The organism is Diaphorobacter oryzae DSM 22780, assembly GCF_059568935.1.
Genome location: NZ_JCANUL010000002.1, coordinates 580,105 through 599,908 on the forward strand (window position 1 = coordinate 580,105; position 19,804 = coordinate 599,908).

Sequence of the window (19,804 nt, forward strand, 5' to 3'; positions counted from 1 at the left end):
GACAGAGAACTATGGCAAGAGAGTACAAAGATGTGGTCGTGGGGCTGGACATCGGCACCGCCAAGGTCATGGCCGTGGTGGCCGAGGTGCTGCCGGGCGGCGAGCTCAAGCTCGCGGGCCTGGGCGTGGCGCCCAGCAACGGCCTCAAGCGCGGCGTGGTGGTGAACATCGACGCCACGGTGCAGAGCATCCAGCAGGCGCTGAAAGAGGCCGAGCTGATGGCCGACTGCAAGATCCAGCGCGTGTACACCGGCATCACCGGCAGCCATATCCGGGGCCTCAATTCCAGCGGCATGGTGGCCGTGAAGGACAAGGAGGTCACCCAGGCCGACGTGGCGCGCGTGGTGGAGACGGCCAAGGCCATCAACATCAGCAGCGACCAGCGCCTGCTGCTGGTGGAGCCGCAGGAGTTCGTGATCGACGGGCAGGACGTGAAGGAGCCCATCGGCATGAGCGGCATCCGCCTGGAGGCCAAGATCCACATCGTGACCGGCGCTCAGAGCGCGGCCGAGAACATCATCAAGTGCGTGCGCCGCTGCGGGCTGGAGGTGGAGCAGCTCATGCTGAACCCGCTGGCATCCAGCCAGGCGGTGCTGACCGACGACGAGCGCGAGCTGGGCGTGGCCGTGGTGGACATCGGCGCGGGCACGACCGACGTGGCCATCTTCACCGGCGGCGCGATCCGCCACACGGCCGTGATTCCCATCGCGGGCGACCTCATCACCAGCGACATCGCCATGGCGCTGCGCACGCCCACCAAGGACGCCGAGGACATCAAGGTGGAAAGCGGCTACGCCAAGCAGCTGCTGGCCGACCCCGAGGCGCAGGTGGAGGTGCCGGGCCTGGGCGACCGCAGCCCGCGCATGCTCAGCAAGCAGGCGCTGGCCGGCGTGATCGAGCCGCGCGTGGAGGAGATCTTCTCGCTGGTGCAGCAGGTGATCCGCGAGTCGGGCTACGAGGAGGTGCTGTCCTCGGGCATCGTGCTCACGGGCGGCAGCGCCGTCATGCCGGGCATGGTGGAGTTGGGCGAGGACATCTTCCTCAAGCCCGTGCGCCGTGGCCTGCCCAAGTATTCGAGCGCGCTGGCCGACATGATCGCCCAGCCGCGCGCGGCCACCGTGATGGGGCTGCTGGAGGAGGCGCGCCTGGCGCGCCTGCGCGGCTTCAAGGTGGCGGCCAAGAGCGGATCGGTGAAGACGGCCTTCGGCCGCTTCAAGGACTTCATCGTGGGGAACTTCTGACATGGCCGCCCCTCTGCTCTGGCTTGCACGCGCCGGACCGCCGCGCAGAAAGCGGGGGCGATGGCGAAGCACCGCTCCGCCTCCCGCCGGCACCACACGGCACAACAACAAGCACACACCATTGGCAATTGCAAATCACAACGTAGTTTCAGGAGCACCATCATGACCATCGAAATGATCGAGTCCGAAGAGTTCAACCAGGGCACGCAGATCAAGGTGATCGGTGTCGGCGGCGGCGGCGGCAACGCGGTCGCGCACATGATCATGCGCAGCGTGCAGGGCGTGGAGTTCGTCTGCGCCAACACCGATGCGCAGGCGCTCACGCGCAGTACGGCGCACCGTACCATCCAGCTGGGCCACAGCGGCCTGGGCGCCGGCAGCAAGCCCGACAAGGGCCGCGAGGCCGCCGAGGCTGCCCAGGAGGACATCCGCCAGGCCATCCAGGGCGCGCACATGCTGTTCATCACCGCCGGCATGGGCGGCGGCACGGGCACGGGCGCCGCGCCGGTGATCGCGCGCGTGGCCAAGGAGATGGGCATCCTCACCGTGGGCGTGGTCACCAAGCCCTTCGACTGGGAGGGCGGCCGCCGCATGAAGAACGCCGACGAGGGCCTGGCCGAGCTGGAGGCCAACGTCGATTCGCTGATCGTGGTGCTCAACGAGAAGCTGCTCGAGGTGCTGGGCGACGACATCACCCAGGAAGAGGCCTTCGCCCATGCCAACGACGTGCTCAAGAACGCCGTGGGCGGCATTGCCGAGATCATCAACGAGTACGGCCAGGTGAACGTGGACTTCGAGGACGTGCGCACCGTCATGGGCGAGCCCGGCAAGGCCATGATGGGCACGGCCACGGCCAGCGGCCCCGACCGCGCGCGCATCGCCGCCGAGCAGGCCATTGCCTGCCCGCTGCTGGAGGGCATCGACCTGTCCGGTGCCAAGGGCGTTCTGGTGCTGGTCACGGCCAGCAAGGGCAGCCTCAAGCTGGCCGAGTCGCGCCTGGCGATGAACACCATCAACGCCTACGCCTCGCCCGATGCGCATGTCATCTTCGGCGCTGCATACGACGACAGCCTGGGCGAGGAAATCCGCGTCACGGTGGTCGCAACCGGCCTGTCGCGCCAGAATGCCCGCCGCCAGTCCATGCAGGTGGTGCAGGGCAGCCTGCGGACCGGCACGGACAACGTGGCCTACCAGATGCCGGTGGCCGGCGCTGCGGTGGGTGTGTCGGGTGGCGTGGTTGGCGGCGCCGCCCAGGCCGACTACGGCAGCATGGCCGTGCCCAGCGTCTGGCGCACCAACCGTTCCGTGGCCACGGCACGCGTGGACGCGCTGTCCTCGGGCGGCATGGATGAACTGGAGATCCCCGCCTTCCTGCGCAAGCAGGCCGACTGAGGGGCGGCGAACCGTGGCCGGCGGCAGCCCGCAGGGGCTGTTTGCCGGCTTTTTCGTTGTCCCTGGCCTATGGCCGGCATAGCCAACGCCCGCATGCCGGGCGGGGCCGCGGCCACTAAAATCGCTCGATGCTTCAGCAACGCACCATCAAGACCCTGACCCGCGCCGTGGGCGTGGGCCTGCACAGCGGCCAGCGGGTCGAGCTGACGTTGCGCCCGGCGCAGCCGGATACGGGCATCGTGTTCCGCCGGGTGGACTTGCCCGAGCCGGTGGACATTCCCATCACGGCCACGGCCGTGGTCGACACGCGCATGGCATCGACCATCGGCGTCGGCGGCGCCAAGGTGCATACGGTGGAGCACCTCATGTCGGCTTGCGCCGGCCTGGGGCTGGACAATCTCTACATCGACATCACGGCCGAGGAAGTGCCCATCCTCGACGGCTCCTCGGCCTCCTTCGTGTTCCTGCTGCAGAGCGCGGGCGTGGAGTTGCAGAACGCGCCCAAGCGCTTCATCCGCCTCAAGCGGCCGGTGGAGGTGCGCGAGGGTGAGGGCCAGAACCTCAAGTGGGCGCGCCTGGAGCCCTACCACGGCTTCAAGCTGCGATTCGAGATCGACTTCGCGCACCCGGCCGTGGACTCCACGGGGCAGAGCGTGGAGTTCGACCTTGGCTCCGGCAACTACACGCGCGACATCGCGCGGGCGCGCACGTTCGGCTTCACCAAGGATGTGGAGATGCTGCGCTCCAGCGGACTGGCGCTGGGCGGCGGGTTGGACAACGCCATTGTCATGGACGACTACAAGGTGCTCAATGCCGACGGCTTGCGCTATGACGACGAGTTCGTCAAGCACAAGATCCTCGACGCCATGGGCGATCTGTACCTGGTCGGCAAGCCCTTGCTGGCGGCCTACAGCGCGTTTCGTTCGGGCCACGCCATGAACAACCTGCTGCTGCGCGAGCTGCTCGCGCACGAGGACGCGTGGGAGATCGCGACCTTCGACAACGAACGCCAGGCACCTGCGGGCTTCGCCCGGCCGGCGCGCGCCTGGTGACGGCATGAGCGAGGTGGGCATATGTTGATCTTTCGCTGGGCCGTCATGCTGCTGCTGCTGGTGGCAGCCGTTTCCTTCGGCTTTTTCGCCGCCACGGGGCAGCAGCGCTACAAGCGCTTCGGCCTGGTGATCGTCAAATGGACCATCATCGCGGCGGCCATGTTCTTCCTGGTGCTGATCCTGGAGCGCGTGCTTTAGGGGCATGGCCTTGCTGCGGACCGGGTCGCCTATACTCGGCTCCGCTCCGGGGTGCACGTAGTGGCGTGCTGAGATGGCGGGCCCAACCGCCGGAACCGCGAACTTGATCTGGTTAGAACCAGCGTAAGAAGAGCTGCAGTGGGATCCGTGCGCAAGCCTTGGTGCGCGCATGCATTCGGCCGATTGCGGAGCATTCCAACCACCTTTCCGGAGTGCCCCGCCATGAACGCCCCCGACAAGTTCGCCGACCTGCTCGCACTGACGCGCGAGCCCTTCCCCGCATCGACCAAGAGCTACCTGAGCGGCAGCCGCGCCGATCTGCGCGTGCCCGTGCGGGACATCCTGCTGACCAACGGCGAGGTGGTGAGCGTCTACGACACCTCGGGCCCCTACACCGACCCCGGTGTGCAGATCGACGTGCGCCAGGGCCTGGCCAGCGTGCGCGGCGAATGGATTGCCGCGCGCGGCGACACGGAAAGCTACGAGGGCCGCGTGCGCAAGGCGCTCGATGACGGCCAGAAGGCTGAGGACGGCGACCGCCTGGCTCAGCTGCGTGCCGAGGCCGCCGCGCTGCAGCGCCAGCCGCTGCGCGCCAAGGCGGGTGGCAACGTCACGCAGATGCACTACGCCAAGAAGGGCATCATCACCCCCGAGATGGAGTACGTGGCCATCCGCGAAAACGGCCGCCGCGAGTGGATGGCGCAGTACATGCAGGACCAGGCCCGCGAGCAGCGCCTGGCCGGCAACCCGTTGGGTGCCACCATTCCCAAGATCATCACGCCCGAGTTCGTGCGCGACGAGGTGGCGCGCGGCCGCGCCATCATTCCGGCCAACATCAACCACCCCGAGGTCGAGCCCATGGCCATCGGGCGCAACTTCAAGGTCAAGATCAACGCCAACATCGGCAACTCGGCCGTCACCTCGAGCATCGAGGAAGAGGTGGAAAAGCTGGTCTGGGCCATCCGCTGGGGCGCCGACAACGTGATGGACCTGTCCACCGGCAAGGCCATCCACACCACGCGCGACTGGATCGTGCGCAACTCCCCCGTGCCCATCGGCACCGTGCCGATCTACCAGGCGCTGGAAAAGGTCGGCGGCGTGGCCGAGGACCTGACCTGGGAGATCTTCCGCGACACGCTGATCGAGCAGGCCGAGCAGGGCGTGGACTACTTCACCATCCATGCGGGCGTGCGCCTGGCCTACATCCAGCTCACGGCACAGCGGCGCACGGGCATCGTCTCGCGCGGCGGCTCCATCATGGCCAAGTGGTGCATGGCGCACCACCGCGAAAGCTTCCTGTACGAGCATTTCGAGGACATCTGCGACATCATGAAGGCGTACGACGTGTCGTTCAGCCTGGGCGACGGCCTGCGCCCCGGCTGCGCGTCCGATGCCAACGACGAGGCGCAGTTCGCCGAACTGCACACGCTGGGCGAACTCACTCAGATCGCCTGGAAGCACGACGTGCAGACCATGATCGAAGGCCCCGGCCATGTGCCCATGCACATGATCCAGGCCAACATGACCGAGCAGCTCAAGACCTGCCACGAGGCGCCGTTCTACACCCTGGGCCCGCTGACCATCGACATCGCCCCCGGCTACGACCACATTGCGTCAGCCATTGGCGCGGCCATGATCGGCTGGATGGGCACGGCCATGCTGTGCTACGTGACGCCCAAGGAACACCTGGGCCTGCCCGACCGCGACGACGTGAAGCAGGGCATCATCGCCTACAAGATTGCGGCCCACGCCGCCGACGTGGCCAAGGGCCACCCGGGCGCGCGCGCGCGCGACGATGCGCTCAGCCAGGCGCGTTTCGACTTTCGCTGGCAGGACCAGTTCAACCTGGGCCTGGACCCCGACACGGCCAAGGAATACCACGACGAGACCCTGCCCAAGGACTCGGCCAAGGTGGCGCACTTCTGCTCCATGTGCGGCCCCAAGTTCTGCTCGATGAAGATCACGCAGGAGGTGCGCGAGTTCGCACAGCAGGGCCTGAAGGACAAGGCGCAGGAGTTCAACCGCACGGGCGGCGAACTTTACGTGCCCATCCACCCCGCGGGCTGACGCGCCGAGGGGCGGCCCGCCGTTCGCTCAGCGGGCCGCCAGCAGCAGGGGGCCGGGCGCCGGTGCCGGATCGCCTGGCAGCTGGAACCGGCTGACCAGCGCCGCCAGTTCGTCGGCCTGGCCGTGCAGGCCCTGGGCGGCCGCGGCGGACTCCTCCACCAGGGCCGCGTTTTGCTGCGTCATCTGGTCCAGCCGCGCGATGGCGGAGTGGATGGCGGCGATGTCCTGGTTCTGCGCATGATTGCTGGCGCGGATCTTCGCCATGGTCTGGGCGGCATTCTGGATGGCCACGACCACCTGCTCCATGGTGCGGCCGGCCTCGCCGGCCAGGGTGGACCCGGCCTCCACCTGTTCCACGGAGGCCGCGATCAGCGCCTTGATCTCGCGCGCGGCCTCGGCCGAGCGGTTGGCCAGGCTGCGCACCTCGGTGGCCACCACGGCGAAGCCCCGGCCCTGCTCGCCGGCGCGGGCGGCCTCCACGGCCGCGTTGAGCGCCAGGATGTTGGTCTGGAAGGCGATGGAGTCGATCACCCCCGTGATGTCGCTGATCTGGTGCGAGCTGCGCGAGATTTGCTCCATGGTCTGCACGACCCGTGCCACCACGCCGCTGCCCTCGCGCGCCACGGCTGAGGCCTGCGCGGCCTGGGCCTCGGTGTGCTGTGCCGTTTCGGCCGACACCCGCACGGCGTGCGTCACATGCTCCAGTGCTGCGGCCGTTTCCTGCAGGCTGGCGGCGGCCTGCTCCGTGCGGGTGGACAGGTTGGCATTGCCGGTGGCGATGTCGTTCGATGCCCTGTGCAGGCCCTGCACGGAAGCGCCCACCTGCCGTACCAGGCCGCGCAGCGCGGTCTGCATGACCGCCAGGGAGGACAGCATGTGCCCGGTCTCGTCGCGTGCGTGCCCCGCAATGTCCTGGCGCAGGTCCAGCCGCGCCACGCGGTCTGCGGTGTCGCTGGCCAGGGCGATGGGGCGGGTGATGCTGCGCACCAGCCACAGTGCGAGCAGCGTGCCCAGCGCCAGCGACAGCGCCCCAAAGGCCAGCAGCGACAGCTGCGCCATGCGGCTCCATGCGGCCACGCGCAGGGCGGCTGCGTCGATGGACTGGCGCTGGGACTGGGTCAGCGCGTCCAGCGCCGCCTGCAAGGCCTGCGACGCGGGCAGGAAGCGCTCGCCATACACTTGGCGGATGCGTTCCGTGAGCCCGTAGTCGCGCGCCTCCACCAGGGCCGCGCGCGCCAGGTGAAAGGCCTCGGTGCTGGCATGTACGCGCGCCAGGCGCTCCTGGTCTTCAGGGGCCGTGAGCCGCTGCCCCAGCGTGGCGATCAGCGCGTCGTACTGGCGCTGCGTCTGGGCGATGTCGGCGCCCAGGGTGTCGCCCACCTCGGGCTCGGCGCTCAGCGCCACGGCCTTGTAGCGCTCGGCGTTGATGGCCTGCAGGCGATGGGCGTCGGCCACCAGCCGTTCATTGGCGACGCTGCGGCTGACCATGTCGTCGGTGGACTGCCCGATGCGCTGCAGCGACCACAGGCCGATGGCCGAGCCCACCAGGCTCAGCGCCAGCACGGCCATGAACAGGCCGAGCAGGCGGCGACCCAGCGGCCCGAGGGCCAGGGAGCGGGAAGAGGGGATGTGTGGTGGCATGCGCAGTCTGGGGATTCAAAGGCCCATCGGCCCTTGGTGCACTGTGCGTCATAGTTGTGACAATATGTTTACAAGTGGTGCATTCCCCAGATGCTAGTCAGAGTCCTCTACCAGGCGCATGGACGGCCGGTAAATACCCTCTGTTGCAGTGAAATGCCGCAACATAAAGTTGCATTTCCAGCGGCCCATAAGGCTGCACCCGGCCATGGCGCGGAACTTGCGCATGCCGTGGACCATGTTCAGCAAAGGAATGCCATGACCGTTCTGGGGCGACTCTCCATTCGTGCACGCCTGTACTTCGCCACCGTCTTCTCCCTGGTGCTGCTGACCGTCGTTGGCGCCATGGGCTACGTGGCGCTCGACCGCTCGCGCACCACCATGCAGGAACTGTTCGCCCGGCAGGTGCAAACGCTCACCGACATGGCGGAGCTGCGCACGGGCCTGGGCCACCTGCGCCGGGCCGAGAAGGACATCATCATCAACTTCAACAACGCCGTGGAGGTCCAGGCGCTGCGCGAGGGCTGGAGCCGGCAGTTGGCGGCGCTGCGCAAGAGCCTGGCGCAGGTGCGCGGGGCGCAGCCGGACGACGCGCAGTTCACCGCCGCGCTCGACCAGGCGCTGGCCGAGATGAAGCGTTACGAGGACGGCCTGGTGCCCATCTTCGACCAGATCGAGCGCGCGCTGCTCGACGGCGCGGGGGCGGGCGCCTACGCCGAGCGCTTCAAGGGCCACATGGACGCCACGGACGCCTTGCTGGCCAGCCTGGCCACGCAGGCGCGCGGCCACATGGACGAGGCGCGCCAGGCCCTCGACGGGCGCACCGCCACCATGGCCACCCTGATCGCCGCCGCCGTGCTGCTGGGCCTGGCCGTGCTGGTGCCGCTGGCGCTGGCCAGCGTGCGCTCCATCACCCAGTCCCTGGACCAGGCGCGGCAGCTGGCCGAGCGCATCGCGGCGGGCGACCTGGCGCATGCCGTGCAGGCCCGCCAGCGCGACGAGATCGGCAGCCTGGTCGTGGCCATGGGCCGCATGCAGGACGCGCTGCGCACCCTGGTGGGGCAGGTGCAGCAGGCCGCGGGCGGCATCGCCACGGCCAGTGCCGAGATCGCCACGGGCAACCAGGACCTGAGCCAGCGCACCGAGCAGACGGCCGCCAGCCTGCAGCAGGCCGCGTCGTCCATGGAGATGCTCACCGGCACCGTGCAGCACAGCGCCGAGTCGTCGCGCCAGGCCAGCCGCCTGGCGGCCTCGGCGGCCGAGGTGGCGGTGCGCGGCGGCACCGTCGTGTCGCAGGTGGTGGAGACCATGGGCGAGATCTCCGAAAGCTCGCGGCGCATTGGCGACATCACGGGCGTGATCGACTCCATCGCCTTCCAGACCAACATCCTGGCGCTGAACGCCGCCGTGGAGGCCGCCCGCGCCGGCGAGCAGGGCCGGGGCTTCGCCGTGGTGGCCAGCGAGGTGCGCAGCCTGGCCCAGCGCAGCGCCGAGGCGGCCAAGGAAATCAAGGCGCTGATCGGCACATCGGTGGAGCGCGTCGAAGGCGGCACGCGCCTGGTGGCCCAGGCGGGCGAGACCATGACCGAGATCGTGGGCAGCGTGCGCCGCGTCGCGGACATCGTGGCCGAGATCACCGGCGCGGCGGCGGAGCAGGCGGGCGGCATCGGCCAGGTGAGCCAGTCCGTGAGCCATCTGGACCAGATGACGCAGCAGAACGCCGCGCTGGTGGAGCAGTCCACGGCCGCCTCGCAGTCGCTGCGCGACCAGGCGGACCAGCTGGCGCGGGCCGTGGGGCGGTTCCAGCTGGGCGGCGGCGGGCAGGCGCAGCCGCTGGCCGGCCCGCACCCCGTGGCGGCCGGCGCGGCCCGGCTGGCGCTGGCCGCCTGACCCGCGGAAGACCGGTCAGTAGCTGCGCCCGGCCTTGTACATGGCGTGCTGGCGCCGTGTCAGCTGCGCCACCTCGCCCACGCGGGCCATGGCCGCGCCGGCGTGCGCATGGGTGATGGCCAGGCCCAGTGCGTCGGCCGCGTCGGTGCCGGGCAGGCCTGGCAGGGTGAGCAGGCGGCGCACCATCTCCTGCACCTGGGACTTGGCTGCGCGGCCATGGCCCACCACGGCCTTCTTCATCTGCAGCGCCGTGTACTCGGCCACGGGCAGGTTGGCGTTGACCAGGGCCGTCAGCGCCGCGCCGCGCGCCTGGCCCAGCAGCAGGGTGGACTGCGGGTTGACGTTGACGAAGACGATCTCTACCGCCGACGCATCGGGCTGGTAGCGCGCCGCCACCTCGCTGATGCCGTCGAACAGCACCTTGAGCCGCCCCGGCAGATCCCCCAGCGCCAGCCCCGTGGTGCGGATGGTGCCGCTGGCCACATAGGCCAGGCGCTGGCCCTCCACGTCCACCACGCCAAAGCCCGTGGTCTGCAGGCCGGGGTCGATTCCCAGGATTCTCATGACTATCAAAAATATAGCTGTTGACGCTTTGTCTATAAGCGTTGGAGGCCGTTTTGGCTATAAATCCGGGTGCCGGCGTACGCGCTGGAAGGGTTTCGGCACCACCAGGACCCGGGCGCCTGCGCCAAGGAATGCAGCCGTTTCAGCGGAAGGAGATGCATCGGCCAGGCCGCCATGGCGGGGATGATACGGGGCGGTGGCCGGGCGACGGGTGGATGGCGGCCCTTGGTCTTGGCCGCCTGGAGGCGTCAAGGACGGGTTCGGCGGGCGCTTACTGTCCGCCGGCTTCGTCTTTCTTCTTCTTCCCTTGGTCGTAATGCCACTTGATGGCGAAGAACATGCACGTGCCGAACACGAGGACCTTGAACGTGATGAAGACTACAGGGACCCAATCCATCTTTATTTCCAGGCTGCTGCTTGAGGCTGTCTATCGTGATGAACACTGCCTCGCAACGCTGCTGCAGCGGCTTCATTTGGTTGTTCAAACACACCGTCGAATCCGGGGCGATCGTAACATTCCCATCCCACGGCAGCCATCGGCATGTCACCGTTGAACGGGCCGCAGCAGCCTGGGGCTGGCTGCGGGCCCACTCCTTCGCGGCGCGCGTCAGGGCAGTTCGGCGCTGCCCATCCGGGCCATGATGGTGCGCGTGCGCCCCGCCAGGTACGCGGAGTTCGCCATGCGTTCAAAGCGCTTGGGCGCGGGCAGCATCACGGCCAGGCGGGCGGCCTCGGGGGCGGTGAGCTGGCGTGCGCTCTTGCGAAAGTAGTGCTGGGCGGCGGCCTCGGCGCCGAACACGCCCGCGCCCCATTCCACGTTGTTGAGGTAGATCTCCAGGATGCGCCGCTTGCTCAGCAGCTGTTCCAGCGCCAGCGTGAGCACGAATTCCTGCCCCTTGCGCACGTAGTTGCGCTCGCCCGACAGCAGCAGGTTCTTGGCCAGCTGCTGGGTGATGGTGGAGCCGCCGCGGATCTTGGGCGCGCGCTGCGGGCGGTCGGGGGCGCGGCTTTGCAGCCGGGTGGCCAGGGCTTCAGCCTTGGCGTTGCGCTCCCAGGCCTTTTCGATCGCGTCCCAGTCCACGCCGTCGTGGTTGACGAAGTTGTCGTCTTCCGAGGCGACCACGGCGCGTTTCAGGTGGTCGGAGATCTGCGCGTAGGGCACCCATTGCTGGCGCCAGCGCAGGCCGTCGCCGCCAGCGATCTGCGCCCAGGCCTCGGAGCGCTGGAAGGTGGTGGACTCGGGGGCCAGCACCGCCATGGCCGCGATGCGCGCGACAAAGAACAGCTGCAGTGCCAGCAGCGCCAGCAGCACCAGCGCGACCCAGCGCAGCACGCCCCGCATCTCAGCTCTTCACCGCGTGTTGCGTGCCCCGTGCACCATGAAACGGGTACCACCCCAGCCAGGGCAGCCGAGCAAGGGCCGCCCCGCCGCGAGGGCTGCGTCCCCCTTCCCGCCACGCGCAGCGTTGCGAGAGAAGGGGGAAGGCGCGCAGCGCCACAGGGGGTTGTTGCATTTCAGGCGCCTGCGGCAATGGCCGCGCGCAGTTCGTGCAGCACCTGCGCCGCGGGCGGGCGCACGCCGCGCCAGAGCAGGAAGGCCTCGGCCGCCTGCTCCACCAGCATCCCCAGGCCGTCGCGCGGCTGGGCGCCATGCGCCGCGGCCCAGTCCAGAAAGCCCTGGGCGGCGGGGCCGTACATCATGTCGTAGGCCAGGCTGCCGGGGCGCAGCACGCGGGCGGGCACGGGCGCTGCGGCGCCGGCCAGGCTGCTGGCCGTGGCGTTGATGATGACATCGAAATCGGCCTCCAGCGCTTTCATATCAAGCGCCAGCAGCTCTGTTTTTTGTAGCGATGCCAGCGCCGTGTGGCTGGCCACCAGCGCCTGGGCGCGTTCCGGCGTGCGGTTGGTGACGGCGATGCGCCGCGGCCTTTGCTGCAGCAGCGGGCCCAGCACGCCGGCGGCCGCGCCGCCCGCGCCCACCAGCAGCACGTCGCGCCCGGCCAGCGGCACGCCGGCGCCCCGGGTGATGTCGGCCACCAGGCCCAGGCCGTCGGTGTTGTCGGCGCGGATGGCGCCGTGCTCAAAGACCAGCGTGTTGGCCGCGCCCGCCAGCCGCACGCGCTCGCTGCAGGCGGTGGCCAGGCGGGCGGCCTCCAGCTTGAACGGCACGGTGACGTTGCAGCCGCGTCCGCCCTGCGCTGCGAAGTCGCGCAGGGCCTGGGCAAAGCCGTCAATGGGCACCAGGCGGCGGTCATAGCGCAGCGCCTCGCCCGTGAGCGCGGCAAAGCGCGCGTGGATCCAGGGCGAGCGGCTGTGGGCGATGGGGTTGCCCATCACGCAGTAGAGGTCGGGTGTGGTACTCATCGGTATGGGTCTCTCACCGTGCGTTGTGCGACCCGCGACGCATGCAACTGGCGCCACCCCAACCAGGGCCACCGCGCAAGGGCCGCCCCGCAGCGCAGGCGGCGTCGCCCTGCCCGCATTGCGCAGCAATGCGAGAGCGGGGGAAACGGCGTAGCCGCACAGGGGGGTGTTGTTTCACTTCAGCGCACGTCGGTTTCCAGGGTCTGGTCGCGCGTGAAGCGAAAACGCGAGACCACGGCGATCTGGTCGGCCTTGGCGCGCATGGCCGGGCCGAAGTGGCCGAAGGGCCCGGCCGCGCGGGCGATGGCCTCGGCGCGGCGGTCCAGCACGCGGTTGCCCGAGCCCTGCGCGACCTCGGTCTCGAGCACGCGCCCGTCATGGTTCACGGTGACGATCATGATGAGTTCGCCGTAGAGCTTCTTGCCGCCCTGCTCGGGGAAGTTCTGCGTGCCCTTGTCCTCCACCTTGCGGCGCAGGCCGTCGTAGTACACGGCGTACACCTCCTCGCGCGTGGCGGGGCTGATGTAGCGCTTGCGCGGGCGGGCGTTTTCCTCGTTGATGCGCTTGTCGATCTCGGCCAGCAGCTTCATCAGCTGGCGGCGCTTTTCTTCCTGCTGCTGGTCGTCGGCGCTCTGGCTGGGCCTGCGCGGGTCGGGCTTGGGTAGCACGGCCAGCTGCTGGTGCACCTGGGCCAGCAGCTGTGTCTGCTGCTCCAGCATCTGGTCCATCTTGCGCTGTGCATCCTCCAGGTCGTCGCCGATGGCGGTGAGGGCCGAATAGGGCAGGGGGCTGGTGGCGCGGCCCTGGGCGGCGTCGCCCCCGCCGGCCAGCGAGGCCTGGGCGATGGCCTGGGCCTTGTCGGGGCGCTCGTTCGACCGGGCGTTGACCAGGATCACCTCCAGCGGCGTGTCCTCGAACACGCGGTTGAAGCGTTCGGGATCGACGAAGCGCACCGTGAGCAGCACCGCATGCACGGCGATGGACACGCCGAGTGCGATCTGCAGTGTGCTCAGGCTTTGGAGGAAGGCGGGGAGTTTCACGGCGCCTGATTATCGGCGCTGCCGCCGTCCGCCTCGTTCACGTCCACGGCGATGGCGATCGGGCCGGCCACGGCGTCCTCGTCGCCCTCGTCCTCTTCGACCGGGCCATCGTCGCTGGTGTCCTGCGGGTCATCCAGGCGTGCCAGCAGGGTGCCGTTCACGTCCAGCGTGATCTCGTCGATCTCGCCCAGCGCCACCCGCACGCGCGCGCCGCGTGGCAGCTGCTGGGCGCCCAGCACGGGTAGCACCAGCGGCAGGGTGTCGGCGCGCACCAGGCAGCCGCCGCCCACGCCTTCCTTGATGACGGTGGCCTCCAGCTCGGTGATCTGGTTCTGCTCCAGGTATTTGAGCGTCCAGAAGCGCTCCATGCCGGCCTGGTAGCCGTTGTAGGCGCCGTAGGCCGCGTCGAAGCTGCTGATGATGGAGAACAGGTCCGCGTCCTTGGGCTTGAACGGCGCGGCCAGCGCGGCCGTCTTGCCGTGGCGCGCGCAGGCAATCACCTGCCACTGGTTCACCAGGTCCACGTAGCGGCGCAGCGGCGAGGTGGCCCAGGCGTAGCTCTTCACGCCGATGCCGGCGTGCGGCAGGGCCTTGGTGCCCATGCGCACCTTCATGCCGGGCGCCAGGCTGGCCTGGCTGCGGTAGATGCCGGGCACGCCGTGCTCGGCCAGCATCTGGCCCCAGGTGCTGTTGGCGACGATGGCGGCCTCGGCCACGATCAGGTCCAGCGGCGCGCCGCGCTTGCGCGTGCCGATGCTCACCGTCTCGCTGCCGTCGGGCTCGGCGCCGTCGTTGCCCTGCAGGCGGAAGGTGTAGTCGGGGCGGTTGAAGGTCTCGGGCTTGCCGCGCACCACCTCGCGCCCGGCCTTGAGCTGCTTGGCCAGGCGGTGCAAAAATGATAGCTGTTCGCGCAGTTCCAGCAAGGCTTGTGGCGTGTTTTCGACCTGAATGGAGGGGTCGGCCAGCCAGGCCTCGGTGACGATGTGGTCCAGCTGGTCGTGGCGCAGGTTCACCGTGACGGGCACGCGCTCCAGGCGCGTCTCGGTGGCGGTGATGGCCAGCGTGGCCTCGTCGATGGTGGCGTACAGCGACACGGCCGGGTTGGCCCGGCCCTCGTCCAGCGTGTAGATCTGCACCACCTCGTCGGGCAGCATGGTGATCTTGTAGCCGGGCATGTAGACGGTGGACAGGCGCGTGCGGCCCAGCTTGTCCAGGTCGCTGCCGGGCTGGATGGCCAGGCCCGGCGCGGCGATGTGGATGCCCAGCGTCACCGTGCCCGTGCCCAGGCCCTGCAGCGACAGGGCGTCGTCGATCTCGGTGGTGGCCGAATCGTCGATGGAATAGGCCTGCACGTTGGCCAGCGGCAGGTCTTCGGGCGGCTGCGGCGCGGCCAGTTGCGGAAAGCCCGTGCCCTTGGGGAAGTTGTCGAACAGGAAGCGCTTCCAGTGGAACTGGTAGCTGGAGTCGATGGCGCCGGCGGCCTGCAGCAGGTCCAGCGGGGCCTTCTGCGCGGCGCGGCTGGCCTCGACCACGGCCTTGTATTCGGGCGCGTTCTTGTCGGGCCGGAACAGGATCTTGTAGAGCTGCTCGCGGATCGGCTGCGGGCAGCTGCCCGCGGCCAGCTCGCCGGCCCAGGCCTCGATCTGGGCCAGGATCTGCTTTTTCTTCTCGATGGCGGCCAGCGCCTGCTGCAGGATCTCGGCGGAGGCCTTCTTGAAGCGGCCCTTGCCCGCGCGGCGGAAGTAGTGCGGCGCCTCGTACAGCGCCACCAGCATGCCGGCCTGCTCGGTCACGGGGGCGGTGTCGGAGAAGTAGTCGCGCGCCAGGTCGGCGAAGCCGAACTCGTCCTCGGGCGCGAACTCCCAGGCCAGGGGCAGCTCCACGGTGGCGGCGATCGCGCGCGCCTGGGCCAGCAGCTCGGCCGGGGCGGGCTTGTCGAACTTCAGCAGGATGTTGGCGGCCTTGACCTTGACGCGTTTGCCCGAGTCGAGCTCGATTTGCGCGGAGCTTTCGGCTTCGGAGAGGATGCGGCCGGCCAGAAATTTGCCGGCGTCGTCGAACAGTGCATGCATAGGGCGCGATTTTCCCATGGCGGCGCCCGAGCATCCCTGCGCGCTGTAGGTGCTTGTCACGCCGGGGCGCCGGCGTGCGTCCAATGGGCAAAGGGATGCACCACGAAAGCGAGGCGGACCATGTACACACCCGAGGATCTGCAGGATGCGGCGGCGCGGCCGCAGGCCGTGCCCGGGGCCGACCGCGCGCAGGATGCCGCCCTGGTGGCGCGCGCCCTGGCCGGCGACGCGGCGGCCTTCGAGGCCATCATGCGCCGCCACAACCGGCTGCTGTTCCGGGCCGCGCGCGGCGTGGTGCGCGACGACGCCGAGGCGCAGGACGTGGTGCAGGAGGCCTACCTGCGCGCCTTCACGCGGCTGCAGGACTTTCGCGGCGACGCGGCGTTGGGCACCTGGCTGGCGCGCATCTGCACCCGTACCGCGCTGGACATGCTGCGCCGGCGCGCACGCAGCGTGGCCATCGACGCCACGCAGGCGCCCGATGAGGAGCCGCAGCGGGAGCATGCCATGTCCTTCTTCGCACCCCCCGATGCCGCGCCCGACCTGGCGTTGGCGCGCGGCCAGCTGCGCGCGCTGCTGGAGTCGGCCGTGCACGGCCTGCCGCCGCCGTACCGCAGCGTCTTCATCCTGCGCGCCGTGCAGGAGATGAGCGTGCAGGAGACCGCGTACTGCCTGGACATCAGCGAGGCGCTGGTGCGTACCCGCTACCTGCGCGCCCGGGCCCTGCTGCGCGACACGCTGGGCGCGCGCGTCGAGGCCTGCGCCGACAGCGCCTTTCCGTTTGCCGGCACGCGCTGCGACCAGGTCGTGCACCAGGTGCTGGCCGAGCTGCGGCGGCGCGGGCGCCTGGCCTGAGGGCGCCGCCGGCGCCGTTCCCTTTTCGTCCACCCCACAGGAGCACACCATGAACCGCTCATTCCTTATCCTGCCCCCGCAGTCCCTGCTGGCGCGCCGCCGCGGCTTCGGCGCGGCCCTGCTCTCGGCCTCGGCCGTGGCCCTGCTGGGCGGGCGCGACGCGCTGGCCGCGGGCGCCAAGACCACGGCCCAGCAGCACGAGGCCGACGTGCGCATCCTCAACACCGCGCTCGGCGCCGAGTACGAGGCCATCGCCGCCTACCAGGTGGGCGCCGAAAGCGGGCTGCTGACGAACGGCGTGCTGCCGCTGGCCCAGCAGTTCCAGGGCCACCACAAGGAGCACGCGCAGGCCATCGCCGGCGCCGTGCGCAAGATGGGCGGCAAGCCCGTGGAGGCCAAGGCCCGGTACAGCTTCCCGACCGACACCCTCAAGGCCGAGGCCGACGTGCTGCGCTTTGCCGCGGGCCTGGAGCGCGGCGCCGTGTCGGCCTACCTGGGCGCCGTGCCGCTGTTTGCCGACCGCGCCCTGGCGCAGGTGGCCGCCAGCATCCTCGGCGACGAGGCCATGCACTGGGCCGTGCTGCGCCAGGCGCTGGGCGAGGCGCCGGTGCCCTCGGCGTTCATGTCATGACCGGGCCGGGCATGCGCTGCCGGGCGCTGGCCTGCGGCCTGCCGCTGGCCGCCGCCGCGGCACTGGCGCAGACCGGGCCGGGCCCGGGGCCGGATGCGGCGCAGCTGGCGCGCGGCCAGCAGGTGTATGCGCGCTGCGCGGCCTGCCACGCCATCGAGGGGAACCGCACGGGCCCGCAGCATTGCGGCCTGTTCGGCCGCCGCGCGGGCGCGGCGAAGGGGTTCGAGGGCTACTCCAAGGCCCTGAAGGCCAGCGCCATCGTCTGGGACGAGCGCACGCTGGACCGTTTCCTGAAAGACCCGCCGGCCACCGTGCCCGGCACGGCCATGGGTTATGCGGGCGTCAAGGACGACGCCGAGCGCGCGGCCCTCATCGCCTGGCTGCGCCAGGCCACGCGGCCCGGCGCGGGCTGCACGCTGCGATAGGGCGAACAGGCCCCGTGGCAGGGGCGCATGCATTGCGCTGCGCACTCTGTTTTTGATAGCTTGCAGCGCTTGATTGACAAGCGCTGCAGCCATTTTTGGCTTGAATTTTCGGTGGCTGCCAGGGCCGGTGCCACTATGATGGCCGCCACCATGGCAGTCCTGCCCATCCACCCGCCTTCCCATCCGTCGCCGCCTCCCCATGCGCCTTGATTTCACGCCGCTGGTGGCGCTGGCGGTGGCGCTGCCCTTCGTCTTCGGCGTCACCGAGCCGCCGCATTCCAACTTCTGGCCGCTGATGGCCAGCGGCGGCTGCGCCTGGCTAATCGCGGCCCTGGCCTGGAGCGGCGCCTGGCGGCCCAGCGCCCGCAGCCTGGGCGCCTGCCTGGCGGCGGGCCTGCTGCTGGCGGCGCTGGCGGCGGCGGCCATCGGCCTGGTGCAGTTCTTCGTGGGCGACGCCGGCTGGGCGCCCTGGGTGCATGCGTCCGCGCAGGGGCAGGCCATCGGCAACCTGCGCCAGCGCAACCAGCAGGCCACGCTGCTGGCCCTGGGCGTCTGGGCGCTGCTGTGGTGGGTGGCGCGCCTGCAGGCGCTGGTGGGCCGGCCGTCCGCGCCGGGTGCCGGTGGCCGGTGGTGGCCGCCGCTGCTGGCGGTGCTGGTGCCCTGGGCCCTGGTGCTGCTGGCCGTGTCGGGGGCGGCGACGGCCTCGCGCACGGGGGCGCTGGAGTGGCTGGTGGTGCTGGCGCTGCTGCTGTGCTGGCGGCGCAGCGGCGGCGGGATGGCGCTGGCCATGGGCGGCGTGGGCTTGGCGGTCTATCTGCTGGCGTCCTGGGGGCTGCCCGCGCTGCTGCTGCAGTGGACGGGCGTGCACATGGACGGCCTGTTCAGCCGCCTGAGCGACGCAACGCAGCCCTGCACCGGCCGCCGCGTGCTGTGGGCCAACGTGCTGCAGCTGATCGCCGAACGGCCCTGGGCCGGCTGGGGCTGGGGCGAGCTGGACTATGCGCACTACATCACGCCGTTTGCGGGCGAACGCTTTTGCGTGCTGCTGGACAACGCCCACAACCTGCCGCTGCAGCTGGCGGTGGAGCTGGGCCTGCCGGCGGCGCTGCTGCTGTGCGGCGCGGCGCTGTGGGCCGTGCTGCGGGCGCGCCCGTGGCGCGAGACCGATCCGCCGCGCCAGCTGGCCTGGGGCGTGCTGGCCATCGTGGGGGTGCACAGCCTGCTGGAGTTTCCGCTGTGGTACGGGCCGTTCCAGCTGGCGACGGCGCTGGCCGTGCTGGTGTTGCTGGCGCCGCTGGGCGCGCGGTGGCGGGGCGGGGGAGGCCGGGGACGGCTGCAAGGGAGGGTCTGGGCGGGTGCGGGGTTGCTGTCGGCCGTGGTGCTGGGACTGGTGCTGGTGCACGACTACGCGCGCGTCAGCGCCCTGTACCGTCCCGTGGCCGAGCGCCCGGCGGCCCTGCGCGCGCTGACGGCGGCCGAGGCGGCGCAGCAACTGCGCTTCTTCCGGGCGCCCGCGCAGTTCGCCCAGCTCACCACCACGCCCGTCACGCCGGCCAATGCGGCGCAGCTGCATGCCCTGGCCCTGGGCCTGCTGCACTATTCGCCCGAGCCGCGCGTGATCGAGCCCCTGATCGCCAGCGCCCGCCTGCTGGGCCTGGCGCAGGAGGCGGCCCTGCACACCGAGCGCTACCGCAGCGCCTATCCCCGGGACTTCGCGCGCTGGCAGCGTGGGGCGGGGGCCGGCGGCGATCCGCCGCGGCGGGAGTGAGGCGGCCGTTCAGGCCAGCGCGCAAAAGCGCAGCACCTCGGCCAGGTGCCGGGGAAAGTCGCTCAGCGCATGGTCGCCGCCCTCCAGCACGCACTGCTGCGCATGGGGGTATCGGGCGACCATCTCGCGCCAGTCCAGCAGCTCGTCGCCCCGGGCGGCGATGAGCAGTTCGGGCGCGGCCGGCGCGTGGCCGCTCACGTCGAGCGCCTGCAGTTCGTCGATGAATTCGGGGCGGAAGAAAAAGCGCACCTCGGGGTCGTGCCAGGCGGTCTGCTCGCCGATGTAGCGCGCGAGGTCGCGCGCCGGGTGCACGGCGGGGTTCAGTAGCACGCTGGGGCAGCGCGCCCGGTGGGCCACCCAGCTGGCGTAGAAACCGCCGAGCGAGGAGCCGATCACCGCCATGCGCTCCTGTGGCCAGGCGGCAATGCCCTCGGCCACCAGCGCCATGGCCTCGCGCGGCGAGGGCGGCAACTGCGGGCACCAGAACTGCACCGCCGGGTGGTGGCGGGCCACATGCTCTGCCACCAGGCGCGCCTTGGTGGACTGGGGCGAGGAGCGAAAGCCGTGCAGGTACAGCAGATGGGTGGTGCGCATGGCGGGCGATTAT

At 70.3% G+C, this 19,804-nt stretch carries 17 protein-coding genes and 1 riboswitch; of the genes, 10 read left to right on the plus strand and 7 right to left on the minus strand.

Going from position 1 to position 19,804, the window contains the following annotated elements:
- Window positions 1–11 precede the first annotated feature (11 nt).
- The 5 genes from ftsA to thiC all read left to right on the plus strand — a co-directional run bounded on the left by ftsA (window position 12) and on the right by thiC (window position 5,950).
- Window positions 12–1,241 carry a cell division protein FtsA gene (gene ftsA, locus BP68_RS05890; protein WP_496369684.1) on the plus strand — a complete coding sequence of 410 codons (1,230 nt, stop codon included), beginning with the start codon at window positions 12–14 and terminating at the stop codon, window positions 1,239–1,241.
- Window positions 1,242–1,403: 162 nt separating this feature from the next.
- Window positions 1,404–2,633, plus strand: a complete 1,230-nt coding sequence (gene ftsZ / locus BP68_RS05895; RefSeq protein WP_496369685.1) for a cell division protein FtsZ — start codon at window positions 1,404–1,406, stop codon at window positions 2,631–2,633.
- 128 nt (window positions 2,634–2,761) lie between these two features.
- Window positions 2,762–3,685, plus strand: coding sequence for a UDP-3-O-acyl-N-acetylglucosamine deacetylase (gene lpxC / locus BP68_RS05900; protein WP_496369686.1), 924 nt, complete (start codon window positions 2,762–2,764; stop codon window positions 3,683–3,685).
- A gap of 21 nt (window positions 3,686–3,706) precedes the next feature.
- Complete coding sequence (locus BP68_RS05905) at window positions 3,707–3,883, plus strand: hypothetical protein (RefSeq protein ID WP_496369687.1); 177 nt, start codon at window positions 3,707–3,709, stop codon at window positions 3,881–3,883.
- Between the two features lie 37 nt (window positions 3,884–3,920).
- A riboswitch (TPP riboswitch) is annotated at window positions 3,921–4,030 on the plus strand.
- Between the two features lie 75 nt (window positions 4,031–4,105).
- Window positions 4,106–5,950, plus strand: a complete 1,845-nt coding sequence (thiC, locus tag BP68_RS05910; protein WP_496369688.1) for a phosphomethylpyrimidine synthase ThiC — start codon at window positions 4,106–4,108, stop codon at window positions 5,948–5,950.
- Window positions 5,951–5,977: 27 nt separating this feature from the next.
- On the opposite strand, the gene BP68_RS05915 is transcribed toward thiC, so the two are convergent.
- Window positions 5,978–7,591 (minus strand): methyl-accepting chemotaxis protein, encoded by a 1,614-nt coding sequence (locus BP68_RS05915; protein ID WP_496369689.1) that lies wholly within the window; start codon window positions 7,589–7,591, stop codon window positions 5,978–5,980.
- 255 nt (window positions 7,592–7,846) lie between these two features.
- On the opposite strand from BP68_RS05915, the gene BP68_RS05920 reads away from it, so the two are divergent.
- On the plus strand, window positions 7,847–9,478 hold the full coding sequence (locus BP68_RS05920) for a methyl-accepting chemotaxis protein (protein ID WP_496369690.1): 1,632 nt from the start codon (window positions 7,847–7,849) through the stop codon (window positions 9,476–9,478).
- A 15-nt stretch (window positions 9,479–9,493) separates the two neighbouring features.
- Here BP68_RS05920 and ruvC read toward each other — a convergent pair whose 3' ends face one another.
- The 5 genes from ruvC to BP68_RS05945 all read right to left on the minus strand — a co-directional run bounded on the left by ruvC (window position 9,494) and on the right by BP68_RS05945 (window position 15,518).
- The gene (gene ruvC, locus BP68_RS05925; RefSeq protein WP_496369691.1) at window positions 9,494–10,042 is read right to left on the minus strand and encodes a crossover junction endodeoxyribonuclease RuvC; all 549 of its coding nucleotides are present in this window, start codon (window positions 10,040–10,042) and stop codon (window positions 9,494–9,496) included.
- Between the two features lie 607 nt (window positions 10,043–10,649).
- A complete protein-coding gene (mtgA, locus tag BP68_RS05930) occupies window positions 10,650–11,384 on the minus strand; it encodes a monofunctional biosynthetic peptidoglycan transglycosylase (protein WP_496369692.1) in 735 nt (244 codons plus the stop codon).
- Between the two features lie 173 nt (window positions 11,385–11,557).
- Window positions 11,558–12,406, minus strand: a complete 849-nt coding sequence (gene aroE / locus BP68_RS05935; RefSeq protein ID WP_496369693.1) for a shikimate dehydrogenase — start codon at window positions 12,404–12,406, stop codon at window positions 11,558–11,560.
- A gap of 179 nt (window positions 12,407–12,585) precedes the next feature.
- A complete protein-coding gene (locus BP68_RS05940; RefSeq protein WP_496369694.1) occupies window positions 12,586–13,446 on the minus strand; it encodes an energy transducer TonB in 861 nt (286 codons plus the stop codon).
- Window positions 13,443–15,518, minus strand: a complete 2,076-nt coding sequence (locus BP68_RS05945) for a ribonuclease catalytic domain-containing protein (protein WP_496369695.1) — start codon at window positions 15,516–15,518, stop codon at window positions 13,443–13,445. Before BP68_RS05945 ends, BP68_RS05940 begins: the two co-directional genes overlap by 4 nt.
- 120 nt (window positions 15,519–15,638) lie before the next feature.
- On the opposite strand from BP68_RS05945, the gene BP68_RS05950 reads away from it, so the two are divergent.
- From BP68_RS05950 to BP68_RS05965, 4 genes are all read left to right on the plus strand, one after another.
- Window positions 15,639–16,373, plus strand: a complete 735-nt coding sequence (locus BP68_RS05950) for an RNA polymerase sigma factor (RefSeq protein ID WP_496369696.1) — start codon at window positions 15,639–15,641, stop codon at window positions 16,371–16,373.
- 49 nt (window positions 16,374–16,422) lie between these two features.
- The gene (locus BP68_RS05955) at window positions 16,423–17,004 is read left to right on the plus strand and encodes a ferritin-like domain-containing protein (protein WP_496369697.1); all 582 of its coding nucleotides are present in this window, start codon (window positions 16,423–16,425) and stop codon (window positions 17,002–17,004) included.
- A complete protein-coding gene (locus tag BP68_RS05960; protein ID WP_496369698.1) occupies window positions 17,001–17,429 on the plus strand; it encodes a c-type cytochrome in 429 nt (142 codons plus the stop codon). Before BP68_RS05955 ends, BP68_RS05960 begins: the two co-directional genes overlap by 4 nt.
- Window positions 17,430–17,628: 199 nt before the next feature.
- Window positions 17,629–19,197: a PglL family O-oligosaccharyltransferase gene (locus BP68_RS05965; RefSeq protein ID WP_496369699.1), complete on the plus strand. Its 1,569-nt coding sequence runs from the start codon at window positions 17,629–17,631 to the stop codon at window positions 19,195–19,197.
- Window positions 19,198–19,206: 9 nt separating this feature from the next.
- Here the strand turns inward: BP68_RS05965 and BP68_RS05970 are convergent, their stop codons facing one another.
- A complete protein-coding gene (locus BP68_RS05970; RefSeq protein ID WP_496369700.1) occupies window positions 19,207–19,791 on the minus strand; it encodes a YqiA/YcfP family alpha/beta fold hydrolase in 585 nt (194 codons plus the stop codon).
- Between the last annotated feature and the right edge of the window lie 13 nt (window positions 19,792–19,804).

What these genes read in the sequence shown, in the direction of transcription:
- ftsA (WP_496369684.1), top strand. Translation starts at nt 12, where the DNA reads ATGGCAAGAGAGTACAAAGATGTGGTCGTGGGGCTGGACATCGGCACC.
- ftsZ (WP_496369685.1), top strand. Translation starts at nt 1,404, where the DNA reads ATGACCATCGAAATGATCGAGTCCGAAGAGTTCAACCAGGGCACGCAG.
- lpxC (WP_496369686.1), top strand. Translation starts at nt 2,762, where the DNA reads ATGCTTCAGCAACGCACCATCAAGACCCTGACCCGCGCCGTGGGCGTG.
- BP68_RS05905 (WP_496369687.1), top strand. Translation starts at nt 3,707, where the DNA reads ATGTTGATCTTTCGCTGGGCCGTCATGCTGCTGCTGCTGGTGGCAGCC.
- thiC (WP_496369688.1), top strand. Translation starts at nt 4,106, where the DNA reads ATGAACGCCCCCGACAAGTTCGCCGACCTGCTCGCACTGACGCGCGAG.
- BP68_RS05915 (WP_496369689.1), bottom strand. Translation starts at nt 7,591, where the DNA reads ATGCCACCACACATCCCCTCTTCCCGCTCCCTGGCCCTCGGGCCGCTG.
- BP68_RS05920 (WP_496369690.1), top strand. Translation starts at nt 7,847, where the DNA reads ATGACCGTTCTGGGGCGACTCTCCATTCGTGCACGCCTGTACTTCGCC.
- ruvC (WP_496369691.1), bottom strand. Translation starts at nt 10,042, where the DNA reads ATGAGAATCCTGGGAATCGACCCCGGCCTGCAGACCACGGGCTTTGGC.
- mtgA (WP_496369692.1), bottom strand. Translation starts at nt 11,384, where the DNA reads ATGCGGGGCGTGCTGCGCTGGGTCGCGCTGGTGCTGCTGGCGCTGCTG.
- aroE (WP_496369693.1), bottom strand. Translation starts at nt 12,406, where the DNA reads ATGAGTACCACACCCGACCTCTACTGCGTGATGGGCAACCCCATCGCC.
- BP68_RS05945 (WP_496369695.1), bottom strand. Translation starts at nt 15,518, where the DNA reads ATGCATGCACTGTTCGACGACGCCGGCAAATTTCTGGCCGGCCGCATC.
- BP68_RS05950 (WP_496369696.1), top strand. Translation starts at nt 15,639, where the DNA reads ATGTACACACCCGAGGATCTGCAGGATGCGGCGGCGCGGCCGCAGGCC.
- BP68_RS05955 (WP_496369697.1), top strand. Translation starts at nt 16,423, where the DNA reads ATGAACCGCTCATTCCTTATCCTGCCCCCGCAGTCCCTGCTGGCGCGC.
- BP68_RS05960 (WP_496369698.1), top strand. Translation starts at nt 17,001, where the DNA reads ATGACCGGGCCGGGCATGCGCTGCCGGGCGCTGGCCTGCGGCCTGCCG.
- BP68_RS05965 (WP_496369699.1), top strand. Translation starts at nt 17,629, where the DNA reads ATGCGCCTTGATTTCACGCCGCTGGTGGCGCTGGCGGTGGCGCTGCCC.
- BP68_RS05970 (WP_496369700.1), bottom strand. Translation starts at nt 19,791, where the DNA reads ATGCGCACCACCCATCTGCTGTACCTGCACGGCTTTCGCTCCTCGCCC.